Annotated in this window: 12 protein-coding genes and 2 pseudogenes; 11 read left to right on the forward strand and 3 right to left on the reverse strand. The window is 42.3% G+C overall.

The window, feature by feature from the left end:
- Nucleotides 1–198 precede the first annotated feature (198 nt).
- The 8 genes and pseudogenes from HMPREF9009_RS03405 to HMPREF9009_RS03440 all read left to right on the forward strand — a co-directional run.
- Nucleotides 199–681, forward strand: a pseudogene (locus HMPREF9009_RS03405) (FecR family protein); the annotation flags it as partial.
- 133 nt (nt 682–814) lie between these two features.
- On the forward strand, nt 815–4168 hold the full coding sequence (locus HMPREF9009_RS03410) for a SusC/RagA family TonB-linked outer membrane protein (RefSeq protein ID WP_049701437.1): 3354 nt from the start codon (nt 815–817) through the stop codon (nt 4166–4168).
- Between the two features lie 16 nt (nt 4169–4184).
- Nucleotides 4185–5708, forward strand: a complete 1524-nt coding sequence (locus HMPREF9009_RS03415; RefSeq protein WP_004316103.1) for a RagB/SusD family nutrient uptake outer membrane protein — start codon at nt 4185–4187, stop codon at nt 5706–5708.
- A gap of 9 nt (nt 5709–5717) precedes the next feature.
- Complete coding sequence (locus HMPREF9009_RS03420; protein WP_004316104.1) at nt 5718–6401, forward strand: DUF4843 domain-containing protein; 684 nt, start codon at nt 5718–5720, stop codon at nt 6399–6401.
- Between the two features lie 17 nt (nt 6402–6418).
- Nucleotides 6419–8092: a PKD-like family lipoprotein gene (locus tag HMPREF9009_RS03425; protein ID WP_004316105.1), complete on the forward strand. Its 1674-nt coding sequence runs from the start codon at nt 6419–6421 to the stop codon at nt 8090–8092.
- A 15-nt stretch (nt 8093–8107) separates the two neighbouring features.
- On the forward strand, nt 8108–10456 hold the full coding sequence (locus tag HMPREF9009_RS03430) for a zinc-dependent metalloprotease (RefSeq protein WP_049701438.1): 2349 nt from the start codon (nt 8108–8110) through the stop codon (nt 10454–10456).
- A 25-nt stretch (nt 10457–10481) separates the two neighbouring features.
- Nucleotides 10482–12593: a DUF5117 and DUF5118 domain-containing protein gene (locus HMPREF9009_RS03435; protein WP_049701439.1), complete on the forward strand. Its 2112-nt coding sequence runs from the start codon at nt 10482–10484 to the stop codon at nt 12591–12593.
- 115 nt (nt 12594–12708) lie between these two features.
- Entirely contained in the window at nt 12709–13482 is a 774-nt protein-coding gene (locus HMPREF9009_RS03440; protein WP_004298756.1) for a radical SAM protein, read from the forward strand.
- A gap of 210 nt (nt 13483–13692) precedes the next feature.
- On the opposite strand, the pseudogene HMPREF9009_RS26360 reads toward HMPREF9009_RS03440, so the two are convergent.
- Nucleotides 13693–13872 (reverse strand): annotated as a pseudogene (locus HMPREF9009_RS26360) (helix-turn-helix domain-containing protein); the annotation flags it as partial.
- 213 nt (nt 13873–14085) lie between these two features.
- On the opposite strand from HMPREF9009_RS26360, the gene HMPREF9009_RS03445 reads away from it, so the two are divergent.
- Nucleotides 14086–14625: a DUF4143 domain-containing protein gene (locus tag HMPREF9009_RS03445; RefSeq protein WP_225450558.1), complete on the forward strand. Its 540-nt coding sequence runs from the start codon at nt 14086–14088 to the stop codon at nt 14623–14625.
- Here the strand turns inward: HMPREF9009_RS03445 and HMPREF9009_RS03450 are convergent.
- Together HMPREF9009_RS03450 and HMPREF9009_RS03455 are read right to left on the reverse strand one after the other, a co-directional pair.
- Complete coding sequence (locus HMPREF9009_RS03450) at nt 14565–18575, reverse strand: hybrid sensor histidine kinase/response regulator transcription factor (RefSeq protein WP_049701440.1); 4011 nt, start codon at nt 18573–18575, stop codon at nt 14565–14567. The genes HMPREF9009_RS03445 and HMPREF9009_RS03450 overlap by 61 nt on opposite strands.
- A gap of 167 nt (nt 18576–18742) precedes the next feature.
- Entirely contained in the window at nt 18743–20176 is a 1434-nt protein-coding gene (locus HMPREF9009_RS03455) for a sialate O-acetylesterase (protein WP_049701441.1), read from the reverse strand.
- A gap of 266 nt (nt 20177–20442) precedes the next feature.
- On the opposite strand from HMPREF9009_RS03455, the gene HMPREF9009_RS03460 reads away from it, so the two are divergent.
- The gene (locus HMPREF9009_RS03460) at nt 20443–23715 is read left to right on the forward strand and encodes a SusC/RagA family TonB-linked outer membrane protein (RefSeq protein WP_049701442.1); all 3273 of its coding nucleotides are present in this window, start codon (nt 20443–20445) and stop codon (nt 23713–23715) included.
- Nucleotides 23716–23745: 30 nt separating this feature from the next.
- On the forward strand, nt 23746–25557 hold the full coding sequence (locus HMPREF9009_RS03465) for a RagB/SusD family nutrient uptake outer membrane protein (RefSeq protein ID WP_049701443.1): 1812 nt from the start codon (nt 23746–23748) through the stop codon (nt 25555–25557).
- Nucleotides 25558–25568 lie beyond the last annotated feature (11 nt).

The raw sequence follows: 25568 nt of genomic DNA on the forward strand, positions 1-25568 counted from the left end.
GATTGAAAATATTCCTCCAAAAGGAGTGAGCTTCTCGGATTTTATTTGCATTTTTGCCATGCCTGATGAGGTTTTGTTTGATTATTTTTTTGCAACACTAAGTTAAGTGAATCCTCTGACATGGCAAAATCCTGAGCAACTTTTTGTTGCTCAGGTACTTAAAAAAAATATTTTATAATAGTGTTGCGGAATTAAGGTTTTAAAGTTACTAAAGATGCAGAACATCCTTTTATTGTAAAAACTGGAAATATACAGGTTCGCGTATTAGGAACGGAATTTAATGTGCGTAGCTACTCTCCTACTGACGTTCGTGTTACGCTCATTACAGGAAAAGTGGCTGTTAGCGATACTTGTGGAGTTCATAGTGTTGAAATGATGCCGGGACAAAGTGCACAACTTTCTTCTAACGGAACATTTGCTGTGAAAGAGGTGGATATTGAATCATTTTTATATTGGAAGGAAGGATTTTTCTATTTTGACGATGTTGCTCTGGTTGACATGATGAAAGAAATAGGGCGTTGGTATAATATAGATATTGAGTTCCGCAACAGCAAAATTATGGATCTTCGTATGCATTTCTTTGCAAATCGTCATCAAGACATCTTTCACTTGATTGAATTATTGAATCGAATGGAGAGAATACATGCTTATTTTGAAGCAGGAAAACTAATTATCGAATAAAAAGCAAGCAAAAAGATATAAATCTGAATAGAAATATATATTTCTGAAAAATAAATTCTTTTAAGGGTAACCATTCTTTTTTAAACTTCGTATATAATTAAAAGAATGAAATATTATTTAACTATTCGGGCTTATGAAAAAGAATCAAGCACAAAAGTTCATTGTCTTGTTCTTGTTTTTCCTTTTTGCCTATTCATGGCGTGTTGAAGCGCAAACAGGTAAGGAAAAGCAAATAACAATGGAGTTTAAAAATGAAGGATTACCCTCTATTTTTAAACGTTTTGAAAAAGTATCGGGATATAAAGTTCTTTTTATCTACGATGAAATCAGTTCTTATACTTCTACCGGAAAAGTAGAAAAAGCTACAGTCGATGAAGCATTGAAAGTGATTATCGGGAAAAATCCGTTGAAATACCACATTGACGGACAATTCATCAATATCACAAAAGAGGATTCTAAAAAGTTTTTTTCACAAGTAAAAGGAAAAGTTTTTTCCGAGGAAGACGGACTTCCTGTTATCGGTGCCACTATTATCGTAGAAGATGCCAATAATATTAGGGCTATCACGGACAATAATGGTAATTTTCAGCTTTCTAATGTTTCGAAAGATAGTCGGGTTAGAATATCGTATGTAGGTTTGGAGACTCAGTTCTTGAATCCTTCATCCTATATGTCGGTAGTGATGAAGTCTGATACAAAAGCACTCGATGAAGTGGTGGTGACAGGTATGTTTAATAGAAAGAAAGAGGGATTCACTGGTTCTGCTGTTACTATCAAGGGTGAAGAACTGAAAAAGTATAGTACGAATAATGTGGCTAAAGCGATAGCTGCTGTCGCTCCCGGGCTTCGTATCATGGATAATATCAATATGGGGTCTAATCCGAATAATCTGCCTGATATGCGTATGCGTGGCGGTGCAAATATGGATTTGAATGCACAGGCTACGGTAGATTTAAATTCTGCCAGTAATGATGTGCTGGCAGTTCAGGGCGAATATGAGACCTATGCCAATCAACCGCTGCTTATCATGGACGGATTTGAAATCAGTATACAGACACTTGCTGATATGGATCCCGACCGTGTTGCTTCCATCGTTGTGTTGAAAGATGCGGCAGCTACGGCTATTTATGGTTCGCGTGCGGCAAATGGAGTAATTGTTATCGAAAGCAAGACTCCCAAACCGGGACGGATTTGGGTGACTTATGGTGGGGAACTTCGTATTGAAGCTCCGGATATGACCGGGTATAACTTGATGAATGCAAGAGAGAAGATAGATGCAGAGTTGCAAAGCGGACTTTATACATACGGCGGCGAAACAGTTGAAAAATGGCAGCTCTATCAATCTAAATTGCGTGAAGTGCTGGCAGGAGTAAATACTTATTGGCTGGACAAGCCTTTGCAAACAGCTTTCCAACAACGACATACAGTTACGCTGGAAGGTGGTGATGAAGCCTTACGCTATCGGATGTATGTCGGATATAATAGTTCTCCGGGTGTGATGAAAGACAGCAAACGTGATGTACTGACCGGTTCACTTGATTTTCAGTATCGTCTGAAAAAGGTGTTGTTAAAGAATAGCATTACGTTGGATAATTCGGTGGCTAATGAGTCTCCGTGGGGAAGTTTTAGTGAATATACCCGCTTGAATCCTTATCTGCGTCCGTATGGAGAGAACGGAGAAATACAAAAACGGCTTGATAATTTTGAAGGAGTGGGTGGTGAGTCGAGCTACCTGAATCCGATGTACAATACGACATTCAACAGCAAAGATCAGAGTAAGAACTTCACAGTACGTGAACTTTTCAGGGTAGAATATAATCCTACTAATGAATTACGGTTTGAAGGAGCTTTTAATTTGTCCAAAAGTGTAGGACATCGTGATATTTTCCGTCCTGCACAACATACGCTTTTTGATAATGTGACCGATCCTACCTTAAGAGGTGATTACCGCAGAAGCCAGAGTGAAGCTGTCAGTTGGGGAATCGATTTGACAGGAAGCTGGAACAAGCAATTGAAAGACCATTATCTGACTGCTAATGCACGTATGAGTGTATTGGAGAATAATTCGGAGACTTATGGAAACTATGTGACTGGTTTCCCGAATGATAATATGGATAACTTGTTGTTTGGTAAGAAATATAATGAGAAGGTGACAGGAGATGAGAGGACAACGCGCTCCATTGGTTGGGTAGCTGCTGGAGGCTATTCTTATAAATATAAGTATTCGTTCGACTTTAATATACGCTTGGACGGTTCATCACAGTTTGGAAAAAATAACCGTTGGGCTCCTTTCTGGTCAACCGGATTACGTTGGGATTTGAAAAAAGAGAACTTTTTGAAAGATGTATCTTTTATTTCCGATTTCATTTTGAGGGGTACATACGGTACGACCGGTTCCCAAGGTTTTGATCCTTATCAGGCACATGGTTATTATACATATTCCAATTTACTGCTTCCTTATTACTCGTCGGATGCAACAGGTTCGGAAATCTTGGCTATGCATAATGAAAGTTTAAAATGGCAGACTACAAAAAGTACTAATCTTGCCTTGGAACTCGGGTTTTTCGATCAGCGTTTTACTGCACGTGTGGAATATTATCGGAAAATAACAGATAATATGGTTGCCAATATAAGTCTTGCTCCTTCTCTTGGTTTCAGCAGTTATCCGGAAAATCTGGGAAAGATAGAGAATAAGGGTTGGGAAATTTCTCTCTCGGCTATTCCTTATAAAAACACTGCTAAACAAGCTTATTGGACAATTACAGTAAACGGTTCTCATAATACTGACAAACTATTGAAAATATCGGAAGCGATGAAATACAGAAATGATAAAAGTGCATCAGATTTAAAAGATACGCCGTTGCCACGTTATGAAGAAGGTGAATCTCTTTCCCGTATCTGGGTAGTACGTTCATTAGGTATTGATCCGGCTTCCGGAGATGAAATATTATTGAAACGTAACGGGGAGATGACGAGTGCCGTTAACTGGAGTGCGAATGATGTAGTACCTATTGGTAATACAGAACCTAAATGGCAAGGATATATTAATTCTTCCTTTACATACAGAGGTTGGGGAGCAGATGTCAGCTTCAGGTATCAGTTTGGCGGTCAGGTATATAATCAGACCTTGCTTGACAAGGTGGAAAATGCTAATTTGAAATATAATGTAGATCGACGGGTAACTCAGCTACGTTGGGCGAAACCGGGTGATAAGGCACAGTTCCGTATTCTTAATCCTAACGGTTTGGAAACGAAAGCCACTTCCCGGTTTATAATGGATGAAAATATATTCCAGGGAAGTTCGTTGTCTGTTTACTATCGTATGGATCGTACTAATACAAAATTTATTAGTCATTGGGGATTGAGTTCCGCTAAAGTGACGTTTAATATGGAAGACTTTTTCTATTGGTCTACAGTGAAACGCGAAAGAGGTTTGTACTATCCGTATTCCCGTCAGTTTACATTTGCTCTGAATGTTGCTTTCTAATTAAAAACCTATTTGTATGAAACAGATAATATATATACTATTAACAACAACAATGCTGGGACTTATGTCTTGCAGCGACTGGTTGGATGTATCTCCGAAGACTTCTATTCCTACCGACAAGCAATTTGAGTCGGAATCAGGATTTAAGGATGCGCTTACAGGTATTTATTTGAAGTTGGGAACCACGACATTATATGCCGGAGACTTGACTTATGCTTATTTGGATGAGTTGGCAGGATTATATTCCGATTATCCGGGGTATAATACAAATGCTGTTTTCGACCAAAGTATCGTGTTCGATTATGAGAACATGTTTTTGAGTAAGAAGAATGGGATTTACTCAACGATGTATAACATCATAGCCAATATTAATAACTTCTTGGAGTACGTAGACAAAAATAAAGATGTTTTAGTTACCGAACGCTATTATGAAACTATGAAGGGAGAGGCACTCGGGCTTCGCGCTTTTCTTCACTTTGATTTGTTGCGTATGTTCGGTCCTGTTTATAAAGAACATCCTGCATCCAAAGCTATACCCTACCGTATTGCTTTTGATAAGGATGCCACTCCTGTTTTACCAGCCAGCGAAGTGGTTGACGCTATTCTCAAAGATTTGAATGACGCTGAAAAATTACTGAAAGAGAGTGATCCTCTTGATTTCTTTACCGATCAGACGGATGAAGATTTTATAGATAAAAATCATTTTCTTGTCAATCGTGAGTTTCGTATGAATCTATATGCGGTTAAAGCTATGCTGGCTCGTGTATATTGTTACAAAGGTGATGCGGAAAGTAAAGGATTGGCCACAGAGTACGCTAAACAAGTGATTGCTGCCTCTAAGTATTTTACATTGTATAAATCGCAGACTGCTTCCAATTACAATTCCATACGCTACGCAGAGCAAATCTTTGGAATAACAGTCAATGAATTCTCCAATTTGCTTATTGGAAATTATATGGATATGGAGAATACCAATACTCAGCAACATTTCTATCTGGATGGAGATAAATTTAAATTCTTCTATGAAACTGCCGATGCAGGGAATACTGACTGGAGAAAAAATACGGAAATGTTTGAGGTTATTAATGGGGCAAGTCGGACAGATGTTTTTTGTAGAAAATATAATCAGAAACCTTTGAATGGCGGATATGCTTATTCCGGTGCTGACGCTATCCCTTTGATACGCTTACCCGAAATGTATTATATTGTAGCAGAATGTGTTCCTTCTGCATCGGAAAGTGCTGACGCGTTAAATACCGTACGTTTTGCACGTGGTATCTCTTATAGTGATGAAATACCGACTACCGGATATGATGACCTTGATAATACTTCGGAAGAAGACAAAAACCAGACTAAACGTATTAATGAGATAATGAAAGAATATAGAAAAGAATATTTCGCGGAAGGTCAACTTTTCTATTTCTTGAAAGCGCATAATTATAGCACTTATTATGGTTGTGGGATTGAAACGATGACTGAAGCCCATTATCAGATGACGTTGCCGGATGACGAGTATATTTTTGGAAACAACTCTAAATGATGAAGCATTATGAAACGTATTATATATTTTGTTTTAGCTATTCTTGTTTGCGGCATTTATGTAGGATGCAGTGAAAACGAGATAGACTTATATGACCAGACACCTCGTATCAATTTCTATGGTAGCACTACGCATGTCCGTACTTTGGTTGATACGGATTATGTGAAGAAAGAACCTTATGCTGTAGACAGTTTCGAGGTAAGAATACAAGGAGATTTTTTGAAAGAGAATCGTGATTTCTGTGTGAAAGTAACTCCGAATAATGATTATCAGAATTCAGTGGATGTATTATTGGAAAGCAAGTATACATATACTGACCTTGATACAGTTTGCCAGATATTCTATTATAAAATAAATCGTCCGAAAGTAGAGGCAGGTAGAAATGTTTATGGTTGTTATCTGGAGTTTGATTTGAATAACCCTCTTCATCAGTTTGATAAAGGTCTGGTAGAAAAGAATCAAATCGTTTTAAATGTCAGATGGGAGTTGAAACCGACCGAATGGAGTGATTATGTGGGATTTGGCAGTTATAGCGATGCTAAATATATGTTTATTATGGATGTATGTCAACGTGTATGGGATGATTTGGAAGATGAAGATATTGATGTAATCAAGCAAGCTTATAGAGAATATAAGGAGGAGGGAAATCCACCGATTTTAGGTGAAGAGGGTGATGAAATAGAATATGAATAAGATTAAAAAGAAACGTTATGAGGAAATATATCATCTGTATAGTAAGTTTTATCGGAGCGGCTTTATTGCAAACAGGCTGTTACGATGACAAGGGAGATTACGATTATCATGATGTAAATACGATGGATATCGTAATACCTGAAACGAAGGTACGTATGCCTAAAGAGGAAGCAGTCGAAGTTTCAATTATACCCGAGATTTCTCAGACTTTGGAGCAAAATGAGAAAAACCTTGTATTTCAATGGAAGAAAACAATCGAAGGAAAGAAAGCGGGGTCGGACAGACTTAGTGATTATAAAGATTATTCCGTAGGCAAAGAATGTAAAGTAACAGTCGAGCCTTATGAATCCGAAAATATAGGTTTGATGTTGGTCATTACGGATAAAAAGAATGGAACAACCTGGTATCAGATAGGTGAAGTTGCAATTATTCGTCCTTTAAATCCTTGCTGGTTTGTATTGCAGGAAAAAGAAGGAAAGGGAGTATTAGGAGCGATAGAGGGTACTCCGGAAGGATATTATGTTTATCCGGATGTTTTTAAATCAGAATTGAATCAGTCATTTCCGTTAGAAGGAAAACCTTTGGCGGTAAGTGCAAGAAAAAACTATGGAGATTCGTTTTTAAGTAGTATGCTGGGTTTTTTTGGTTTTAAAGTAAGTCCGGCGTTAATGGTGGTAACCGATCGGGACTTGGCCTTGTTGACTCCAAGTACTTTAATAACGAGATATCCATCGAATAAAATACTTTTTGAACCGACTGGAAAAGGGGAACCGTTGAATATCGAGCTCTATAAGATGAGTACTCATGGTGAATTGTTTGTGAATAGTGGAAAAGCATATTGTGCTCCTATGGATGGATTTTGTGTACCATTCTCAGTAAAAAAGGAAAGTGAGTTTCCCGCCATTTCCGCTTATGGTTCGTATGGAGGAGGCTATTTGTTTTTTGATTCTGAAAATCATCGTTTTCTTGCTTCCTCTATTCTGGGTTTTAGCGATTATATGGTACCGAATTCGGCTACTCAAGATATACGTAATTATGGAACTAAATGGACTGATCAGAAACCTGTCAGGACATATTTAATGTCGTCTGATGAATCAAATGTCTTTGATCCAAATAAGATTGATCCGTCTTTAGAAGTGCATGACATTGTTACGGGAGGAAACGGGGGAAATTTTGCTTATGCAATTGCTGCTCCCCATAACGGAAAAGAGCTGACTGTGTTTAAATTCAGTGCGCAAGATGAAGATCCGATTTGTGCTGCCCGGTATACGATTGCTTTACCGTCCGAAGTAAATGTAGAAACAGCAAAATTTGCAGCTTCTTACGCGTATACGGCAAACCTTATATTTATGACATCGGGTAATAAATTATATCGCATTGATCTTGGTCGCGGAAGGGCAATTGAACTTTATACTTATGAAACTGATCCGTCAGCACAGATAGTTAGTTTTAAATTTAAGGACCCTGAAAGTGTGAGAGAGGAAGATGACGATGAGGAAATAGGCGAATATAAGGAGAAACTAGGTATGTCTCTCGGGTTGGGTATCAATACTGCTGACAAAGGTGTAGTTGTCGAATTGCAATTGACAGTGGCGGGCGATGTAGCTCGTGAAGAAAACAGCATTTGTGTTTACGAAGATCCCGATCAGCCTATTGGGAAGATTGTTGATATTAGCTATAATTATGAATAGTATAAACCGGTCTTTATGCTAAAAGGAATTATCGGTGCAGTATTTCTTGCTGTTGTCTGTACTTGTCTGTACGGGCAACAGCAAAGTATTACAACTTTTATTAAAGAAGAAGCACCAGTGGAAGTTATTCCCGGTATGTTTACTACCTACCGAAGTGATAAACATATCTATTGGGAAATCCCGGATTCATTGATTGGACGTGAGTTTGCCGTAACGACAACTATCCTGACAGCTCCTGCCCGTCCGGACCGGGATATGGAAAAGAAATTCGGATATGCGGGTGACATGATAGGTCCGGTATTTTTCAGTTTCCGTAAACAGGGTGACGAGTTGTGGATGATGGATCCACAATATGAGAGGGTGATAGAAAATCCTGAAGGAACGTATGCAAAAATCGCCGCCCAACGTGGGAATGAAAGGCTTTATAAAATATTACCGATTAAAGCTAGGAATCAGGGAAGCAGCCTGATAGAGATTGGTGAAGTATTAAAAGATTTTCCTTTGTTTACTCTTGATATTGTATCTTTTGATTTATTGATAGGTACGCGTTTAAGAGAGAAAGATTATATCAAGGAAATTAAAGGATATGACAACCGCTTGTTGATACACGCATCACGAGCTTATCGAAGTTCGTCAATGAAAATACCAGGTAAGCCTGTTGCACCTCCTTATATTGGAGACTGGGATACAGGTATCTGCATAAAATTACTGTCAAAAAGACCGTTGGAGGCAGTTGCTGCAAATACCGGAGCTTATTTTTCTATCAGCAAGGAGTGTTTTCAAGGGAATCAGCCTGCTATTCGGAAATCTGTTGTCAAACGATGGCGGCTGGAAATAAGGGCGGAAGATGAAGAAAGATACATGAGGGGGGAACTGGTAGAACCCATACAACCTATTATTTTTTATATAGATCGTAATACACCGGAAAAGTACATCGACTGTATCATTGAAGCGGTGCGTGACTGGCGTCCGGCTTTCGAGAAAGCTGGATTTAAGAACGCCATTGATGCGCGGCTGGCTCCTACCGTTGAGGAAGATTCTGATTTTAGTATTTATGACAGTACTTATCCGTTCATCTCATGGAAGATATCAGGACAAAATAACGCTTATGGACCGACTCCATGCGAACCCCGGTCCGGTGAGATTATAGCTTGCCACATCGGTATTTTTTGCAGTGTCTTGAATTTGGAACAGAAATGGTATTTTGCTCAATGTGGAGCGAATGATCCGCAGGCATGGAATATAGAGCTGCCGGACTCTTTGCAATACGAACAGATAAAACAAGTGCTGACACATGAAGTGGGTCATACATTAGGATTGGAACATAACTTTCTGGGTAGTTCTCATTACTCCATCGATCAATTACGTGATAATGACTTTTTAAGTCAATATAGTATTGGTAGTTCCATTATGGATTATGTGCGGTGTAATTATGCTTTGCGTCCTCAAGATAAAGTTGATTTGAGAAACAGGCGGGTACGTGTCGGCGAATATGATAAGTGGGCTATTGAATGGGGCTACCGTATATTTCCGGGTAAAGATGCTTCTGAAAGAGAAAAGAACAGGACCCTTTGGAATCAGGAAAAACAGAAAGATCCCTCATTACATTTTTCGGGCAGAATGGATGTACGGGCTCAGGCGGAAGATTTAGGTAATGACCATGTTATGGTTAATACACAGGGAATAGAGAATCTGAAATATTTGTGTGAACATCCGGATGTCTGGAATGTGACGGATAAAATGTCCTTGCGTGTATTACAGGGGCGTTATGAAGCGGTATTGGAGCATTATATGCAGTGGGTACAGCACGTTTTGTCTCATTTGGGTGGAAAGCGTCTTGCTGAGCCGGATGATGAGAATATTTACATACCCGAAAAAGCCGATTACAATAAGAAGGTTATGAGCTTTATACAGGCTTATATATTACAACCGCCTGTGTGGATGTTTGATGAAAAACTTACCGCTAAATTAGAAATAAACGGTAGTCGGGAGTTCGATCGCTTTTATGAAGAGCTGATGTCGGAAATGATTCGTTCCCTCCGGGAAGTGGAAAGAACGGAGAATGTTTGTGAGGATATGTTGTCTGTAGATGAGTTTTTGGAAAGCATACATAAAGAATTATTTGCCGAATGGGCTGACAATATTCCTGTAAGTGACGCCAAGTATAAAGTGCAGCTGCTTTATGTGAGTAAACTTGTTAAATTGTTGGATAGATCAGAAAAGATAACTTCGTCGAGATTATTGGTTTCCATTATGCAGGCTTTGAATAGAATAAAGGAGGAAAGTCTTGATTATAGCCATAAGATTACGGATCCGGTTACCAAAAAACGGGCAATGTTTCTTGTAGATAGTATTTTGTTTTAATGATGAAAAGTAAATAAAGAAATTCATGAAGAGAAGAAGATATGTGATTGGTATATTGTTGTGTGTCACAGCTTTGCTTCAGGCACAGGATTCCGTCAAGTCATTTGACGAGTTTTTTGTTGCCGGGATGGATAAGATCGACGGTGTGTTTCCTGTGTATGTAGCGGAAAAAGAAATCTATTTGGAAATACCCGAAAAATATATCGGGCGGGAAATTGAAGTCAGTGGACAGATAGACCGAGGGTTTGATTTGTTGAATCGTCCGGTTGACGGACTGGGAGTAGTGCGTATTATATCTCCGGATAAAGCTACAATTTGCTTTCAAAAACCGTTTTATACAGAGCGTATTTTAGATGAAAAAAGCACATATCAGCAATCTTTCTCGTTGTCAAATATGCAACCTGCCGGTAAAAGTTATCCAGTGGTGGCCTATTCAAAAGAGCAGGGAGCTATTATTCGGATAACAGAGTATCTGATGACTGGCGATGACTGGTTCAGCTATAATGATAGTTTTATTCGTTCCTTGGTTCCGGAACTGTCGGAAATAATGAAAATACATCCTTTTAAGGAAGGTGTGTCGTTTACGGTCAGGCGCTATCATGGAGTTGAAGCAGAAAGATATATGCTGTCCAGTTCTGCCGTTCTATTGCCTGAAGGTAGTATGCCTTTGGAAGTCACTTGTGCAGTACGCTTGCTACCTCTGAAAAAAGATCAGATCCGCCTGGCAGATTACAGAATACCCTACCGGACATTGAGTTTCAAAGATTACTCGCAAAATCCTTATTGTATGGTAGAAGATTCATTGATTCTTCGTTGGGATATGTCACAACCGCTTACTTTCTATGTAGATACCCTTTTTCCGAAGGAATATTTCCAGGCAGTAAAGGAAGGAGTGGAAGCATGGAATACCGCCTTCCATAAAGCAGGTATTCATGATGCTTTACAAGTAAGGTATGCAGACCGAAAGATAATTCCGGCGGAACAACGTGCTTTTATATCTTATGATTTAAGAATACCGGGGATCAAAAGTGACTTTATCTGTCATCCTCGTACCGGAGAAATACTTTCATGTCGTCTGAATATCGGACATGGATTCCTAAAAGGAAAATTAGACGACTATCTGTTAAGTTGCGGTGCCTCGGATTCGCGTATTCTGGCTGACCGTTATTCTAAAGAAGTGGAAAAAGAATTGTTGCAAAATGAAATAACGGAAGAAATTGGATATCTTTTAGGTTTGCGCAGAAGTTTATCGAAAAGTTCGTGTGGAAAGACTTTAAAAGTTGGAGATGATGATTGCCGGACTATTTATTTTGGTTATCATCCTTTCAAAGGAGACCAAAATTGTTATGATGAACGGGAGAAGCTCCGCCAATGGATAGATCATAATTTACCAGATCACATTCGTTTATTCCAACCATCAGGGAAGGAGAATTCTGATTCTTCATTTCCAGAAGATTATACGGTCAAAATATCGGATTTACAGACTGTAGTGAGTCGGTTGGACAAGATTGTGTATAAGGGGAAGAAATACGATAAAGGGAGTTCGCTCACTGATATATACAGAAAGGCTATTCGTCTGTATGGGAGTTATCTGATGGAAATGGCAAAGGTGGTGGGTAGTTCTCAACCGGCAGATGCGCAGCGTCAGGCAATGCTTGATTTGGACAACTATTTATTTCATTCTGTTAAAAAGATGGAATGTACCTATGTAAAAGAGAATTTGTTGGAAACAAGAAACAATCTTCTGTATCCGGAACTGGCGAAGTTGTTCAAACAATTGTTGAGTGTAAAGACAATTTCAGCTCTTCGATTGCAGGCGTTGCAGAGTGACCGGAAGGGGTATGACGATATTGATTTTTTCCGGGATCTTTATAAAGGATTGTTTAATGGTTTTGATCCGCAGTCTGCCGTTAGTTATGAACAGATGGATATTCAGCTGATATGTTTGGAAGCGTGGCTGGATATTATGCAGGAAGCTACTGAACATAATAGTATAAAGAAACGTTTAACGAACGAATTGCATAGTCTGCACGATAGACTGGAGGAGCTTAGCACGACACATTCCCAAAGGGAAGTACGTGATATGTATATTCTGCTTTTGAGAAGAATGGATCAATATTTCCGTGTGGTTTCTTGAGTGGCGTTAGAGTAATAATTTGTTTGGGATGATGAAAAAATGGTCGTACAGATAGAATAACCTATAAGTTTTGGGTTATCTTTGCTATGATTTATGAATAAATAATTAGAATAAGATGACTATTATTTTTCCTTCACCCATCTTCGGCCCTATTCATTCCCGCCGTTTGGGCGTTTCTTTGGGAATCAATTTATTGCCGGACGACGGTAAGGTTTGTTCATTCGACTGCATTTATTGTGAGTGTGGTTTCAATGCCGAACATCGTACGAAGAAACTTCTTCCTACCCGTGAAGAAGTCCGCACGGCTCTCGAAGAGAAACTGAAAGACATGCAGGCAAACGGCCCTGCTCCCGATGTACTGACATTTGCCGGAAACGGTGAACCGACTGCGCATCCCCATTTCCCGGAAATCATAGAAGATACACTTGCGCTTCGCGACAAGTATTTCCCAAAAGCAAAAGTAAGCGTATTGAGTAACTCTACATTTATCGACCGTCCTGCCGTATTCGAAGCACTGAACAAGATAGATAATAATATCCTGAAACTGGATACGGTGGATGAAGAATACATTCATCTGTTGGATCGTCCTAACGGAAAATATTCTGTTAAGAAGATCATCGAAAGAATGAAAGAGTTCAAAGGAAACTGTATCGTACAGACGATGTTTCTGAAAGGAGGTTATCAGGGAAAAGACATGGATAATACATCCGACAAGTATGTGCTCCCCTGGATAGAAGCAGTGAAAGAAATCGCTCCCCGTCAAGTGATGATTTATACGATTGACCGGGAGACTCCCGACCACGATTTGCAAAAGGCTACGCATGAAGAGTTAGACCGTATTGTGGCTTTATTGGAAAAGGAAGGTATTCCGGCAACAGCTTCTTATTAAAATATAATTTAAACAGGGATATATTTCTTCTTGATAATACGTAAGAAAATTAATATAAGAGGGCGAACCTATAGAATTCAGAAGTTTTATACTTCCTATTCTATTGCTCGCCCTTTTATTGGCTTCATGAGCTGTTTCAGCCTATTCTGACAAGGGTATATTCTCACTTCGATGAGAAAAAGTTCTCATTGCAGTGAGAGTTTTTTCTCATTATAATGAGTATTTTTTCTCATCGCAGTGAGAATGCTTGAGAATGTGTACTTCCCTGATAATGTTTCCTTTCTTCACATAATCTTTCGGCAATATCCCGAACTGCTTCTGAAAGCAACGGGCAAAGTACGAAGGATTATTGAATCCTACAATGAAACAAACCTCATTGATCCGGTATTTACGCCAAGTGTTATCTGCAAAACGTTCTTTATAAAGAACACTCTTTCCAGATTAAAGGGCTTATTTACCTAATTATGTTTCCTGTAAATACTCATTTTACCGAAACATAGTTAGGTAAACAAAATAAAGTTCTTATATTTGCATGAATTGAAGGTTATTAAAAAACTGATTTTGGTATGGAAAAGACCCTGATACGCCAGAATGCCCAATGGAATGGCAAAATGTTTGATCAATATGGGGAGCCGTTTTTCTATACCGGCTGTGGGTAAGGCACTGAAAAGCAATGAAAATACAGTTGCGTCCTATCTCAACTTTTTGTGTGACAGTTATATTTGCGTCGATGTACGTAACTTTTCTTATTCTTTGAAAGAGACTTCCCGTTCCCAGCATAAGTGTTATTTCATTGACAATGGCTTGGTTTCAGCCAATGTCTTTCGTTATTCTCCGCAAAGTGGTAGTGCCTTGGAGAATCTTGTTTATAATGAGCTGAGAAATAAAGGGTATATGAATATTTCATTCGACAATAGTAAGACGGAATGTGATTTTTTGGCGTATAAAAACGGGAAAGCTTATGGCTTTCAGGTTTGCTATGAACTGAATGACATGAACCTGAAACGTGAACTGTACGGATTCGAACTGGAAAATGTGATGCTCAAAAAGAAGATACTGCTTACTTACAACCAGAAGGAAACTTATGGGGATATTGAAGTTGTTCCCTTTTGGGAATGGGTTATGTCACCACCTTTCACATAATCTTTCGGCAATATCCCGAACTGCTTTTGAAAGCAACGGGCAAAGTACGAAGGATTATTGAATCCTACAATGAAACAAACCTCATTGATCCGGTATTCTCCTTCACGCAGCAGTTCTCCGGCTGTTTTGAGCCGTATCAACCGGATATAATCATTGGGTGGCATTCCGGTCAGCCCTTTCAATTTGCGCTGTAAGTTGGAACGGCTGATGGCCATTTCTTCCGCCATCTTGTCGATGGTAAATTCTTCGTTGGTGAAATTGCGGATAATGATTTCATTGATCGTGTTCAGCCATTTCACGTCTGTTTTGTTCATTAATGTCTGGTCGTATGACATATTCGGCACCGTTGAAAAGTGGTTGAACAGCATGCGCCGGTTTTCCAGCAGATTATTGATGGTGGCTTTCATGTGGCTTAGCGAGAAAGGCTTTTCTATATAAGCGTCCGCGCCATAGTCAAGACCCGCAATTTTTGAATCGATGCTGTCGAGTGCCGAAAGCAGGATAAACGGGATATGACAAAGCATATTGTCGGAACGGATGGACTTTAATAATTCGAATCCGTCCATGTGAGGCATGACGATGTCGCTGATAATAAGATCTACTGTTGTTGTCTCCAGACATTCCAAGGCTTCCTTGCCATTGGCGGCTGTATGGATGGTATAGGTATTTCCCAGATTCTTAGCCAGAAACTCCAGCATATCCGTCGTGTCTTCCACTACCAGAAGAGAGTAACCGGCGGGTTCGCTCTCTTCCTCCAGAGCGGGAACCTTGTTGGGCATGGAAGTAATGGAGGGGCTGACAGAGATGCTTTTCTCCAAATACGGAATTTCCACACATACTTCGCATCCTTCCGTATAGCCGGGATTGATATAAACCTTTCCTTTATGCTTTTCCACCAACAATTTGACGAGACTCAATCCGATTCCTACTCCCGAACCGTTGTTTCCTGTGTTTCCCACTTGATAAAACGGTTCGAAAACCTTGCTGCATTCCTCTTGCGGAATACCCGGACCGTCGTCGCGTACACACAAGAAGAGCGTACGCCCTTCTGCAGACAGATGTTCGTCCAAAATCACCATAATGCGGGTGCGGGCATATTTCATGGCATTCGTCAGCAGGTTGCTGACAATTTTAGTCAGCGCCTCCTGGTCTACATTATATTGCAGATGTTCTTTCGGCAGGGAGACACTGAAAGAGATTCCGGTCAGGGAGATGGCACGGAAACGGTCGATGATGTCCTCTATCATCCGGTTGATATCCACTTCATTGAATGAAAGCGTATAACCTTCCTTGTCCACTTTTCGGAAGTCGAGCAATTGTTTGATAAGCTCCATCAGCCGGTTGGTATTCTTTTGTATCACAGACAGGTTGCTTTCCACTTCACTGTTCCATTCATGTGTTTCCAAAATAGCTTCCAGCGGAGCTTTGATAAGACTAACCGGAGTCTTGATTTCATGTGCCACTTGGGTGAAGAATGTAATTTTCGACTGGAACAATTCCTGATTCTTGATTTGTTCCATCTCTTTCATCTTTCTTGCTTTCACAGCCTGCTGTTTACGCAAATAAAGCTGTATCAGGAAATATGCGAGGCCACACGCTATTAGTAAATAGAAAATCTTGGCATAAATGGTCTTCCAGGGTGGAGGAAGAATTTCAATATGCAGGCAACAGTCGTCATTGCTCCAATATTCATCGTTGTTACTGGCTTTCACACGGAAAGTATATTCACCCGGAGGCAGGTTGAGAAAAGATACGTTATGTTTATCCGTATATATCCATTCTTTGTGAATACCGTCCAGTTTGTAGGCATATAAATTCTTGCTGGGAGCCACATAACTAAGACTTTCGAATGCGATGTCGAACGATACCACCTGATAAGGAATCGTTACTTGTCCGCTAAGAGCAGGTATACGCTTGCTAAGGCTTACTTTGTCGTCGGGGCTGTGCATATATACCGCCGAAATAGACGCCGTAGGTCTTACCTTATTAATAGATAACTTGAACGGATAGAAACAATTAAACCCGTTCACCCCACCGAAATAGAATTTCCCGTCACTGGCTTGCAGGGAAGAGCGGAAATTGAATTGGTTGCTTTGCAATCCATCCTCGATGGTATAGAGTTGTGCCCGTTTGTTTTGCGGCTCATACCGGATCAGTCCCCTATTGGAAGAAAGCCAATAGTTACCCGATTGGTCGTCCAGTATGCCATAGATGATATTGTTTGGCAGATTCTCTTTGGTAGAGAAGTTTTCAAAACGGTCCTCCTGATAGTGATAACGGCAGATACCACCGCCTTCGGTACAGAACCATAGATGCTGTTTATGATCAATATACACACGGATTACCCAGTTGCTGCAAGGAGAATCAGGATTTGCCGGGTCGTTGCGATAGTTGTGCAATTTACCGGTTTGGCGGTTGTAACGCCAAATGCCGTCCCTTTTGCTTGCCAGCCACATGTCCCCATGTTGGTCTTCAACCATATCGTAGATAAAGATATGGCTTAAAGGTTCCAATGTTCGGAAAGAGTCACTTTCCGGGTCATACCGGCAGAATCCGGAAAGCGTTCCCAGATAAATGCTGCCATCCTTCGTTTGATAGATGGAGTAGATATGGTCGTTAGGAATTGAATGTGGGTTTGCGCGGTTATGGCGATAGTTTTTCATTTTTCCCGTTTGAGTATCCAGGATATATAATCCCCGTGAGAAACTGCCAATCCACAATTTTCCTTCATTGTATAGTAGTGCATGGATATTGTGATAACCGATGTTAGGGTTACTGCTTCTCAACAGATGGTTTTTGAACTTTTTCGTGCGGGGATCAAAGAGATTCAGCCCCCCGTCTTCGGTAGCAATCCAGATGTTACCGTCGGGATCTTCGCAGAATTGGCTGATTACATTTCCCGAAAGAGAATTTTCCGTACCATTGGGATAATACCACTCGATATCCTTATGCTTGGGAGACAGGTAACTCACTCCACTGAAATAAGTCCCGATCCAGATTCCCCCTTCCCTATCCTGATAACAGGCATAGATACTTTCTTTATTTTGTTCGTCGTCGGTAGGCAGACATTCTCCTGTCGTGGTGTTGAATGTATAAAGTCCGTCGTCGGAGCCGAGATAGAAAGAGTTGGCTGTTCGTTGAAACAAGGTGCGGATGCGCGGAATGGTAAGCGTGTCCCCTTCTCCGAAGTAATAGCGGAATTGCCCTGTCTCCTTATTGAACCGTGCCAGTCCCCCGTACCATGTACCCACCCATAATACTCCCTGCGAACTTTCCATCAAAGAGATAATCTCGTTGCAGGCAGGACGTCCGAAAGAAGTGTCCTCGGATATATACCCTGTGAAGTTGTCCGTGCGTTGGTTGTATTTCGCCAGCCCATTCCGGGTACCTATCCAGATAGTCCCGAACGAGTCGTTGTAAATCACCCATACGTGATTATCCGGCAATGAATGAGGATCGGAAAGAGAATGCAGATATTGCCTCAACGTACCTTTTTTCTCGTTGTAGACAAACAGCCCGTTGGTTGTTCCGATCCATAACTGCCCGTCATTGTCGTATGCCATTCCGAAGACGCTGTTGACTGACACCCCGTCTTCCGTCTGTTTATCGAATACGGAGAACTTCTCTTCCCACGAATCGAATAAATACAGCTTCTCCGTACTTGCCACCCAAATCTGATTGTTATCCTGATGGCGGCAAATCGTTACTATATTCATATAGCTGTTTCCGCCGTTTTCTGACGAATGTCCGTAGTTGGTGAACTCGATACCGTTGAAACGATTCAGCCCGTCCTGCGTTGCAAACCACATATAGCCGATGCTATCCTGAAGGATGCTCCGGACACAGTTGCCCGATAACCCCGATCTAACGTCATATTTCTTGTAGATATTGGCGAAGACCAGAGAAACCGATGCCAGCAGTATACATATAGATAAGATGGATCGTTTCATAATTTCCTTTCTTTATATCCCCTGTTTGCAGGAGCTATATATCCTGCGTAGTGGATCTATATGCCCAATACGTTGGATATATATACCCAACACGCTGGGCATATATGCCCAACAGATTGGATATATAGCTCCTGTAAACAGGGTAATTACCCTCTTTATAGAAGCCTTTATTTCACATCATCCCACGTATCTGTGCGGAACGGGAAAGCACTCAATCCGAAAGTATTCCGTAGCGTGATATTTCCCACATAATTACGGAAAGCATAGCGCACGGCAACCGGCTGGGCTACCTCTTCACTCCACACTTCTACTGTGTTGGTACGTCCTACAATCTTTGCTTTCGCCGGATAGAACTTCTTGTCCGCTCCCGCAATCTCAAATCCTTCCAGTTCGGAGAAAGTAGGGAACAACCCCGCAGGTGCATTATCGAATGTCACTATGGCCTTTTTGTCCGCATAGTCCACTTTGGTCATCATCGGGCCGTTGGATGGCAACCGGCGGATACCGTATGTCTTAGTCAGTGCAAGCGTAGCCAACCGAAGCCCTACTACATCCTTCTGTGGCGGATGGATGCAGAATTCATCACCGATATCCGTAGTGGGTACAATGCCCGAATTAGGGATTGTTTTCAGTGCTTCCACTTGTGCTTCACGCAGCAAGGCGGCACCTGTATTCCGGCTGTTTTCATATTTGTAAGGAGCAATCTGCACATAATAGAAAGGCATATCGGGCGCTTCCCACACATTTCTCCATAGTTGTACCATAGCAGTCATCATCGGAGCATAGAATTGATAATTGAAAATGTTCGATTCTCCTTGATACCAAAGAAATCCACGTGCTGTATAATTTTTGACAGGCCATAACATGATATCATACAGACACCCTAATCGATTACGTACATCCAGTTTAGAACTTTTGGCTGTCTCTATATCTATTCCTTGAATGGATGACAGTGTTTCTTCGGTCATCCAGGATTCAATTCGGGAACCTCCCCAGCTATTGATTACCAATCCTACCGGTAGATTTAGAGTTTCGGTAATTTGTTTGGCAAAAAAATAAGCTGTTGCACTGCAATCAATAGTTGTTTCAGGAGTGGAGACTTTCCATTTTTCTTTTTTAAAGTCCGCCCTTCGCTGTACATCTTTTATTCTTGGCACGGTGATAAACCGGATACGGTCACGGTAGTTACCTGCATTCAGCAGCGTTTCAAGTGAGTTGTCAATGGGTTGTGCCGTATTTCCCATCATACGCATTTCCATATTCGACTGTCCGGAGCAGATCCATACCTCTCCTATCAGTATATCCGAGAGAGTGACCGGAGTTCCGTCACTGATAGTAATGGAATAAGGAGTATACCCCCCTTCGGGAGTGTCTACTTTCACCAGCCAAGTCCCGTCTTTATCCGTAGATGCCTGATAGGTCCGGTTGTTCCACGAAGTGGTGACAGTTACTTTCTTACCGTCTGCCCAACCCCATAACTTAACGGAACTGTTCTGTTGAAGTACCATGTGATCTCCCATCATTGCAGGAAGTTTTACTTTGCCTTGTGCAATCGGCAGGAATAAAAGTGATAAAATAAGAAGTAGAAAATGTTTTTTCATACTGTTTTTATTAGATATTCGACGAATAGTTATTAGGTATCGGGCAAAAATACAACCTATTTTTAAATATGGAATAAAACTAGCTAGTCATTTTCTGATAAAAGCTGGTCGAAATCTTAAAAGCTTGTTTTTCCTTTTCATTCTCCGCCGAATTTTCTTAATTAGTGGCATCAATCGCCTAAACAGTATTATTAGATTGGCTAAATATCCCATTTCTTTGCAGGGTGAGTATTTAACAACCTAATTGTTTCATTAAATCTAATAAAATGAAAAAGAAGCATTATCTATTATTTTTATTGGCTTCGCTCTTTTTACTGACAGATGTGGTGTGGGCACAAACATCTGCCACGGTAAATGGAGTAGTGATCGATGAGAATGGAGAAACCCTGCCGGGTGTTTCCGTCGTCGAAGTAGGTACAACAAACGGTGTCCTGACAGACCTGAACGGACACTACACCTTAAAAACAACTTCTGCCAAACCTTCCGTTTCTTTCAGTTACATTGGTTATCAGACCACCACGCTTCCCCTGAACGGGCGTACGAAACTCGATGTACAGATGAAAGTGGAAACGAAAGTATTGGATGAAGTAGTGGTAGTGGGCTACGGTGTACAGAAGAAAGTGAATCTGACCGGCTCCGTGACTTCCATCAACTTTGCCGACCAGACGGAAGGACGACCCATCATGAGTGTTTCTTCCGCCCTTTCGGGACTCGCCGCCGGTATGAACGTCACACAAGCTTCGGGACAACCCGGCTCGGACGGTGCCACCATCCGCGTCCGCGGTAACGGTACGTTCAATACCAACTCCCCATTGGTCCTGGTGGACGGTATCGAATGGAGCATGGACAATGTGAACCCCAACGACATCGAAAGCATCTCCGTACTGAAAGACGCTGCCTCCACAGCTATTTATGGTACGCGCGCCGCCAACGGAGTCATCCTTATCACCACCAAAAACGGGAAAGGCAAACCGCAAATCTCCTATTCTTATTCGGGAGTCGTGCAGATGCCCTACAATAACCTCTCTTTCGTAAGCGACTATGCCCGTTATATGGGACTGGTGAACGAGGCTTGCGACAATGTGAATACCAAAGGTATCTTCTCACAGGAAAGCATCGACCGCTGGAGGGCTGCTTCTGCCGATCCGAACGGGTTGAACGAGTACGGAGTACCCAATTACGTGGCTTATCCCAACACCGATTGGTTCGACGAAGTATTCGACACCGGATATTCGCAAGAGCACAACCTGTCTGTCTCCGGCAGTTCGGAGAAAGTGAAATACATGCTTTCCTTAGGCTATCTCGACAATCAGGGAGTCATGAACCGCTGGAACCTCGACTCAAGTACGCAGAAAATCAATTTCCGTACCAACCTGGAAGCCAAGATAGTGAAATGGATGACCGTCGGCACCCGTCTCTACGGACAAAAGCAAGATTACGGGATGGCTAATATCAGCAACGGATTCAAGTATCTCTATCAGACCACTCCGGGTGTATACCCCGGCGAACCGAACTACTGGGGACGTGCCGCGCTGGCCAGCGAAGAATCTTCCAATGCCAATAATATCTTCGGTCAGATGGCAGGAGCTACCGGTTTCAATACCGTCTGGCGTCTCAACGCATCAGTCTACGGAATTATCACTCCCTATAAAGGGCTCAACATTGAAGGTACATTCAACTATTCGCCGACATTCACCGACAAGTCTTCTTATAGCCGCCAAAATGGTTATTGGGACTACGTCACCGACCAGCGTGTCAGCGAAAGCGCGTTGGAGAACGCTTCCATCACCAATACGAGCGCACGCACCTGGCGTCAGAGTGCCGAAATACTGGTACGCTACAATACAACCATCAAGAAAGACCACGACCTGGGCGCACTGCTCGGATATTCCGCACAGGAATATTACAGCAAGAGCTTTGCCGTTTCCCGTAAAGGCGCTACGGACTGGACGCTGAACGAATTAAGCACTTACGAGACGCTCGTCAGCTCTTCCAGCTCGGCACCCGCCAAATGGGGATTGCTCTCTTATTTCGGCCGTGTCAACTACGGATATAAAGGGCGTTATCTCTTCGAAGCCAACCTTCGTGCCGATGCCTCCTCCCGTTTCGGTGTGAACCAGCGTTGGGGATATTTCCCCTCGTTCTCCGGTGGATGGCGTATTTCGGAAGAATCGTTCATGCAGGGAGCATCGGACTATCTCTCTAACCTGAAACTCCGTGTTTCCTGGGGAAAGACAGGTAACAACTCAACGGGCAACTACGACTGGCAGGCAAACTACGCCACAGGCAATGTTGTAATCGACGGTGAAGGAACCAAAGGATTGGTACGCAAGAAACTAAGCAACGACAAGCTGCATTGGGAAAGTACCGCCACCACCGACATCGGACTTGATTTCGGCTTCTTCAACCACCGCCTGACGGGTGAGATAGACTATTATAATAAGTATACTTCGGACATTCTCTACCATCCCGAACTCTATCTTTCGATGGGTGTTGTAGGCTCTGCTCCCGAGAATTTGGGTGAAGTGCGCAACCGTGGTGTTGAATTTACCCTCAACTGGAACGACCGTATCGGAAAAGATTTCGAATACCGAGTGGGTATGAACTTCTCTTTCAACGCCAACAAAGTGATGAAGTTCAAAGGCGAACTCCAGAAATACTGGACGTATGATGCACAGGGAAACAAAGTGAGCTATGTCAACAACTTCAGTGATGTGTCTGAATCTGGTTTCGGAGGCTACATCTGCGAAGGCCGCCAACTGGGAGAAACCTATATGTATAAGGTGTACAGAGGTTCCGGCGAAGGCTATACCGGAGGTGCGGTGGATATCCATGCGGGACCGAAGGACGGAATGATACGTACGAAAGAAGATATGGTATGGGTGCAGGCCATGATTGACTCCGGTTATTCGTTCGGAGGAATGAAGACGGTTGCCAAAGACCAGCTTTGGTATGGTGACATACTCTATGCCGACAGCAACGGTGATATGAACTACGGCGATACCAACGACCGGGATTTCTCCGGACACACCAGTGTCCCCAAATTCAACCTGGGCTTCAACTGTGCCTTCTCTTACAAGAACATTGATTTCTCCATGTTATGGTCGGGAGCTTTCGGGCATTACCTCAACTGGAATACGGATTACTACAACTCGACACTGGTCAGCCACGGATATGGCATTATCGAGCATATTGCCGATAACCATTACTTCTTCGATCCTTCCAACCCGGACGATCCGCGTACCAATCAGTGGGGCAAATATCCCCGCCTGACATACGGTACTACCTATAATAACAGAATCCAGAGCAACTGGAACGAATATAAGGGCGACTACTTCAAGTTGAAGAATATCCAGATCGGCTATACGTTGCCGCAACGGATTTCCAGCAAGTTCTTTGTTAATAAGCTCCGTGCTTTCGTGTCGATGGACAATATCCTGACGATCACCAGTTATCCGGGACTCGATCCGGAAATAGGAACTGCTATCGGTTATCCGTTGATGCGTCAGATCTCTTTTGGCGGACAGATTACCTTTTAATGATGTAGAACTAAAAAAACAGAATCTGATATGAAAAAGATATTAATGATTTTAACGATGGCGCTGGCGGCTACCTCCTGCATGGATATTCTCGATGTGGCTCCGGAAGACCAGATTGCAAGTGAAAACATGTGGACCACGGAAGAGCTTGCCGACAAGGGAATGGCAGGACTCTACTTCCCGTTCTATGCCACCCAACTCTCCTCTACCCAGCTTCGCCGTGCCGACGGACTGAACCGTCAGGGAATCGAAGCTATGAGCTTTGCAACCGATTATTATTCCAACAACTATCCGGTGGAACTGCTTTCGCTGGCTACCAAGCCTGCCAATGACTTTCAGGTGTGGTATGAATGGAAGTTCTGTTACACCATCATCCATGCGTGTAACGATGCGATTGCCAATCTGCATAAAGCGGATATGAGCGCTGATAAACTGGCGCGTTACCAATGCGAAGCCCGCTTCCTTCGTGCCTGGGCGTACAATCGTCTGAATATGCTTTATCAGGGCGTCCCCGTTTATCTGGAACCCATCAATAACGAAGACTGTACCCGTGGTCAATCTTCGGTAGATGAGGTATGGCAAGTCATTCTGGATGATTTGACGTATTGCATCAACAATCCCGACTTCCCCAATAACACGCTGAATGAAAACTACGGCCGTCCTTCTAAAGGTGCCGCTTATGCCCTGCGTGGTATGGTATATATGTGGAAGAAGCAATACAAGGAAGCGGGCAACGATTTCAAAGAAGTGGAAACGTGTGGTTATGGTTTGTGGACAGGCGAATATGCCGATTTCTTCAAATATGAAAACGAAAAGGATAAAGAAATGATCTTCTCGCTCCAGTTCAGCGAAGAAACCGGTTATTGTGATAACATTCAGCAAATGACTGGCGCCCGCGATACGTATGATGGCTGGACGGAAATAAAACCTTCCGCAGACTTTGTAGATTACTATAAGAACGCAGACGGATCGGACTTCAAATGGTCGGAAGTAGACGGCCTGCAAGACTGGGACTTGCTGACTCCAAAACAGCGTGAAATCTTCTTCTGCCGTGACGGACTGGAATCCATGTCCTCACAAAAGAATGCGCTTATCAAACGGGTAGGCGAAGATATCTATCAGAAATATTACCTGAACAGCGGTAATGAAGCCCGCATCAAAAAGGCGTATGACAGTCGTGACCCGCGTCTGCAACAGACCGTCGTCACTCCTTATGTGCCAGTGGACTGCTACAAACCTAATTATGCAGGAGATGCCAACCAAATCGGTAAACAACTCCGTTGGCCGTTGAAGGAACAGGGCACGAATGGTGGAGACTTCTGGCTCGATAAACGTACTTCTGCTTTCTACTGCTATCGCAAGTACAATGAGTTTGAGAAAGGCCGTTTGATTAGCCGGAGCCGTTGCCATACCGACTGGCCGTTGATTCGCTATACCGATGTACTGTTGCAGTATGCCGAAGCATTGGCGCAGACCGATCAGTTGGGAGAAGCCATCCGCCTGGTGAATAAAGTGCGTACCCGTGCCCACATGCCTGCACTGACAGAGGGCGGAAGCGGCCCGTGCGCAGTGAACGGAAAGGAAGACATGCTCGAAAGGATACGTTATGAACGTCGCGTGGAATTCTGTCTGGAAGGAATCAATTTCTTCGATGAAGTACGTTGGGGAACCTACAAAGAAACCAAATTCCAGGGGAAAGACGTGAATGGCGGCAAGTCCTGGTGGGGTGATATGGTAGAGTATAACTGGTATTACACCGATTACATGTGGCCGTGGACTGCTCCTATCTCTGAAACGCAAAAGAACCCGAACCTGACTAAACGAAGCGGTTGGGCGTATTAATCATAAAGATT

Source organism: Bacteroides sp. 3_1_13 (assembly GCF_001185845.1).
GTDB classification, from domain to species: domain Bacteria; phylum Bacteroidota; class Bacteroidia; order Bacteroidales; family Bacteroidaceae; genus Bacteroides; species Bacteroides xylanisolvens.